The sequence below is a fragment of the Psychrobacter sp. genome, from assembly GCF_035469765.1.
Classification (GTDB): Bacteria; Pseudomonadota; Gammaproteobacteria; order Pseudomonadales; family Moraxellaceae; genus Psychrobacter.
Window position 1 is genome coordinate 1 of the sequence record NZ_DATIRM010000387.1, and the last position, 5673, is coordinate 5673.

Sequence of the window (5673 nt, forward strand, 5' to 3'; positions counted from 1 at the left end):
TAGACCTTCGTTGATATTCATGATTTCTTCTTCATTTAAGAAAGAAGTCTCAATATCAACTTGGGTAAATTCAGGCTGACGATCAGCACGTAAATCTTCATCACGGAAGCACTTAGCGATTTGATAATAGCGGTCAAAACCGGCTACCATCAATAATTGCTTAAACAGCTGTGGCGACTGTGGTAAGGCAAAGAAGCTACCCGGACGTGTACGTGAAGGCACCAGATAATCACGCGCGCCTTCTGGCGTTGCACGGGTCAAGATAGGCGTTTCTACGTCTAAAAAGCCGTGATCGTCTAGGTAACGACGAATCGCTGAGGTGGCTTTAGCACGGAATACCATGCGATCTTGCATTTGTGGACGGCGCATATCAAGATAGCGATATTTGAGACGTAGATCTTCTGATACCGTACTTTTCTCATCATTCAATGGGAATGGCGGGGTTTCAGATTTTGCCAGCACTTCAATTTCTTTGGCCAACAGCTCAATATGACCACTAGTCATATTAGCGTTTTCAGTGCCTGCGTAGCGTTGACGGACACGACCTGTGATTTTTAGTACATATTCAGGACGTACCGCATCAGCAGTAGCGAATGCTTCTGGGGTATCAGGATCGACAACTACCTGCAAGATACCAGCGCGGTCACGCATGTCTAAAAAAATCACTCCACCGTGATCGCGACGACGATGTACCCAGCCTACGACACTAATGGTTTGCTCAATTAAGCTTTCGGTTACGGCTCCGCAATATTCGTCTCGGTATTCGCTATGCGTCATAATATGGTTATCCAGTTGTCAGCCCAATTCGAAATACAATAATGCAGCCATCGTTGCGCGATTGCGGTTATTAGCTAAATAAGTTATTAGCTAAAAGAAGCGCAAACAACGCGATTAAGACAAATAGTCATCACGTTGGCTACAGAAAATTTGGTGTAAACGTATATTATGCCTAATCTGCCTTTGTTATACAACCGAATCAGCCCAATCAAAGCTTAGTAAAGATGGCTATAAGCCGTATTTATGCCGTAACAATTGCATTAGGTTAAATATTGTTCCTCTGCTTGAAAATATAAGCGAGCGTGCACATATCAGCCTAACTTATAAAATGACACCAAGACTGTCTCAATCATTTAAGGAATCGTACTCATGCTTTTTAATCCCTCTAAAAATCCTGTTGAGCTAAGAGTTATCCATCTGAATAAAAACCAAGAGCAGCGCCGTGAAGATTTGATGGAAGCGACCCAAGGTAAAGCTGCCCTCAAACAATTCAAAAAAACGTTGGCTAAAAAAGCAAAACAAGCCCTAAAAATGAAAACCAAGAAAAAAAACAACGATAGCAAGCAACAAGTTTTCGTACTCGACTTTGATGGTGATATCAAAGCAACTGCTGTCAAACATCTGCGTGAAGAGATTAGCACACTTATCAGCACGGCGAATAAAGGCGATGAAGTGGTGGTGCGTCTGGAGTCGGGCGGCGGCGTAGTACACGGTTATGGTTTAGCCGCAGCACAATTGGCTCGTCTAAAAGATGCCGGTTTGAAACTCACCGTCTGCGTCGATAAGGTTGCAGCTAGTGGTGGCTATATGATGGCCTGTGTAGCCGATAATATTGTGGCGGCGCCATTTGCCATTATTGGCTCTATCGGTGTGGTATCACAATTGCCTAATTTTCATAAATGGCTCAAAAATCATGATGTCGATTATGAGATGTTTACCGCTGGTGATTACAAACGTACCGTGACCGTATTCGGTGAAAATGATGATGAAGATCGTGTCAAATACCAAGAAGAGTTAGAGCAAACACACGAGTTATTTAAGCACTTCGTCAATCGTTATCGCGGTATGCTTGATGTAGATAAAGTCGCGACAGGCGAGCATTGGTATGGTGAAGATGCGCTGCATTTGAACTTGGTGGATAAATTGCAGACATCGGACAGTTATTTATTAGAGCGTATGGAGAACAACGAAGTGTATGCTTTGCATTCACGCCAAAAGCCAACACTTGCAGAAAAGCTAGGTCTGTCACAAGCGGCAGAAGCAACACTTAGTATGGCGATTGATAAGCTACCAGATGCTTTGGCACGCTTTGATTTCAACAGCCGTTTAAATATTTTAAAGTAGCTTTCTAAATAAGCACTCTAAAGTAACTATTTTAAAGTAACTATAAAAAATATAGTGCTGTTAGAGGAAACTACTTTAGTGTTTTGACTGTCATTCATACATTGTTTGTGTTTTGTAAAAGGCGTGTCCTAGCGGGTCGCGCCTTTTTGCTGTTTAAAAACAATCGCTGTGTTATAAATGGTGCATACGATACAGAGTTTACGTACGTACACTATGAATATTGTCATTAAACTTGTTATAAAAACGTGATTGAGATAATTAATAAGGATAGGGAAATCATTATGTCTAGCAATACCTTGATGTTTACAGCAACAGAACATGGTCAAGCCATGCATGCCCAAGTAAAAGCATTTATCGAAACCCATATTGAGCCCATTGAAGCGCAATTTTGGGCAGATTGTCATCAGCAAAATCCTGATGGTAATTGGAAAAATTGGCAGTGGCCAGAGAAGTATGAGAGCTTACGTAAGCAAGCACGTGAAGCCGGCCTATGGAATTTATTTTTGCCGGATGATACGTTAGGTGCTGGGCTTTCGGTTACTGATTATGCACCGATTGCCGAATTGACTGGTCGCAGCTTACTTGCGCCTTATGTCTTTAACTGTAATGCTCCTGATAGTGGCAATATGGAGCTGTTGTGGCGCTATGGCACACAAGAGCAGCAAGACAAATGGTTGATGCCAATCTTGGAAGGTAAAACCCGTTCGGTGTTTTGTATGACTGAGCCTGATGTTGCCTCTAGTGATGCAACCAATATGCAAGCGACTGCTGTTGTCGATGGCGATGAGATTATTATCAATGGTAGTAAATGGTGGTCGTCCGGTCTTGGTGACCCTGCAGTTGATATATTGATTGTCATGGCCTATACCCCTGATGACAGTAAAGACCGTCATCACCAACATTCGATGGTATTAGTTCCAGCAAAAACTGCGGGCGTTAATATTGAGCGCATGCTAAAAGTATTTGGCGATTATGATGCACCGCATGGCCATGGAGAAGTCAGCTTTGATAATGTACGTGTGCCCGTCAGCCACTTTATCGGTGGACCAGGTATGGGTTTTGAGATTGCGCAAGGTCGGCTAGGGCCAGGTCGTATTCATCATTGTATGCGTTGTATTGGTGCTGCTGAGAAGTCGCTCGAGCTGGCCGTTAAACGCGGTATGCAGCGTACCGCCTTTGGTAAGCCCTTATTACAACTGGGTGGTAACTTTGAGCGTATTGCTGAAGCGCGTATTAAAATTGATCAAGCCCGTTTGCTGACACTATATGCAGCGCAAAAAATGGACGCACAAGGCACCAAAGCAGCATTGACTGAAATCTCTGCTATCAAGGTTGTTGCCCCAACCGTGTTACAAGAAGTGGTTGATATGGCGATTCAGATTCATGGCGGTATGGGCGTTTGCCAAGATACCATGTTGCCAAGCTTTTTTGCCCAAGCTCGAGCGCTACGCTTAGCCGATGGTCCTGATGAAGTGCATAAAACCATGATTGCCAAGCTAGAGTTAAAGCGTCAGGGTTTTAGTCGCTCGTCGAAGCCTGCTAAATCGTAAGGTAACTTAGACTTGTGTCTATAACTAATACAAAACAAGCTTAACGGCGACCATAACCATAAATCCACTATCAATCATTTGATAGTGGATTCTTCACCCCTGAATAATCAATAAAAATAACTGACCACACGATAAGGACTGTCTTATGGCAACTGCTAATCAGAGCAATACTATGGATAAAGAAGTATCTAATAAAGTACTAGATAAAAGTGGCGCTGTCCGCGAAGGTGAGGAGCTCGATGCCTTCGCTGTCAGCGAATGGTTGCGCGATCAAGGCATCGATGTATCAGGCGAGCCAACGGTGACTCAGTTTGCAGGTGGAGCGTCCAATTGGACTTACCGCTTGCAATATGACAGTCAAAATCACGGTGAAGGTAAAAGCCAAGACTTGATTTTACGTCGCCCACCAAAAGGCACTAAAGCTAAGTCAGCACACGATATGGTACGTGAGTATACCGTGCAAAAATCTTTAAAAGACGCTTATCCTTATGTACCCAAAATGGTAGCGCTATGTACTGATGTAAATGTTATCGGTACGGATTTTTATGTGATGGAGCGTATGGAAGGTATCATCCCGCGTGCCAATTTGCCAAAAGGTGTTGATTTAGATGTAGAGCAGACGCATGCATTATGTACCAATGTTATCGATGCTTTGGTCGAGTTGCATCAAGTAGACTATAAAAAGCATCCTGATTTGGTCAATCTTGGTCGTGGCGAGGGTTATTGTGAGCGGCAAGTGAGTGGCTGGAATAACCGCTATGTCAAAGCAAAAACACTCAACGTACCAAGTTTTGCTTTAGTGCGTCAGTGGCTAACTAAGCACACACCTGCTGATAGCAAAACCTGTGTTATTCATAATGATTGGCGCTTTGATAATGTGATTTTGGATGCAGCAGATCCAACTAAGGTTATCGGCGTGCTTGATTGGGAAATGGCGACACTTGGTGATCCTTTGATGGATTTGGGTAGCGCCTTGGCATACTGGATTGAGGAAGATGACAATATCATCATGCAGCAGTCACGCCGTCAGCCGACACATTTAAAAGGTATGATGACTCGTGATGAAGTGGTTGCTTATTATCTTGAAAAGACGGGGTTAGAGATAGATAACTGGACGTTTTATGAGGTGTTTGGTCTATTCCGTTTAGCTAGTATTGTTCAACAAATTTACTACCGCTATTATCACAAACAAACCACAAATCCTGCGTTTAAGAACTTCTGGATTATCGTCCATGTACTACATGCTAAATGTCTAAAGCTGATTGCTCAGTATGAAGGCGAAGCGCTATTTACCACTCATATGCAGCCGCACCTGCAAGATATGGGTGTTGATACCGCCGCTATCGAGAAGCTACCCAGTCCCATAAAAGCGGTTATCAAAGGGATTTTGCCAAAGAGTTATTTTGTGCAAAGCTCTAATAAAGTGGAAGAGTAAAACTGAAGAATAATTAACTGAAAATGTATCAAACAATGCATTTAAAAAGTGTCAAAAATAAGGCGATACGTTATGACAACTCTGCTTTTAGCGCGTCATGGTCAAGCATCATTTGGTCAAGAAAATTATGACCAGCTGTCAGAGTTAGGCGGCATTCAAGCACAAATGCTCGGTCAGCATTATGCCATCACCCAGCGCCGCATTGATGCGATTTTTACCGGTAGCTTGGTCAGACAACAAGATTCTGCACGGCACTTTTGGGAACGTTACCAATCGTTTATAGATAGCAGTAATGATAATAATGTTGCTATGACATCTGTCATCGACTTAACTACGCCAGATAGCTACGTATTGCCGCAGTTTGACGAATTTAATCATAAGGATGTGTTTATCAAGTCAGATCCTGCTTTTGGCAGTCGGGCAGCAATCGCGGCTGAGATTGCTAAAGCGGATGTACCGATGACACGTTTGGCTGAGCTATTTGATAACGCGATGCAGCGCTGGCATGCTGGCGATTATGATCATGACTATATCGAAAGCTGGTCACAGTTTAATGAGCGAGCTAAA

General features: G+C 43.2%; 5 protein-coding genes. 4 read left to right on the plus strand and 1 reads right to left on the minus strand.

The genetic code is table 11. The features are described from left to right. Positions 1-777 (minus strand): aspartate--tRNA ligase (gene aspS, locus VLN09_RS10770; protein WP_325246388.1); only part of this gene is annotated, 777 nt, incomplete at its 3' end. A gap of 369 nt (positions 778-1146) precedes the next feature. On the opposite strand from aspS, the gene sohB reads away from it, so the two are divergent. The 4 genes from sohB to VLN09_RS10790 all read left to right on the plus strand — a co-directional run. Next, positions 1147-2121, plus strand: a complete 975-nt coding sequence (gene sohB, locus VLN09_RS10775; RefSeq protein ID WP_325246390.1) for a protease SohB — start codon at positions 1147-1149, stop codon at positions 2119-2121. A gap of 299 nt (positions 2122-2420) precedes the next feature. Beyond that, the gene (locus tag VLN09_RS10780) at positions 2421-3671 is read left to right on the plus strand and encodes an acyl-CoA dehydrogenase family protein (protein ID WP_325246397.1); all 1251 of its coding nucleotides are present in this window, start codon (positions 2421-2423) and stop codon (positions 3669-3671) included. Between the two features lie 145 nt (positions 3672-3816). Then, positions 3817-5106 carry a phosphotransferase family protein gene (locus VLN09_RS10785; RefSeq protein WP_325246392.1) on the plus strand — a complete coding sequence of 430 codons (1290 nt, stop codon included), beginning with the start codon at positions 3817-3819 and terminating at the stop codon, positions 5104-5106. Positions 5107-5178: 72 nt separating this feature from the next. Further along, positions 5179-5673, plus strand: a 495-nt coding sequence (locus tag VLN09_RS10790) for a histidine phosphatase family protein (RefSeq protein ID WP_325246395.1), incomplete at its 3' end; no start/stop codon positions are given.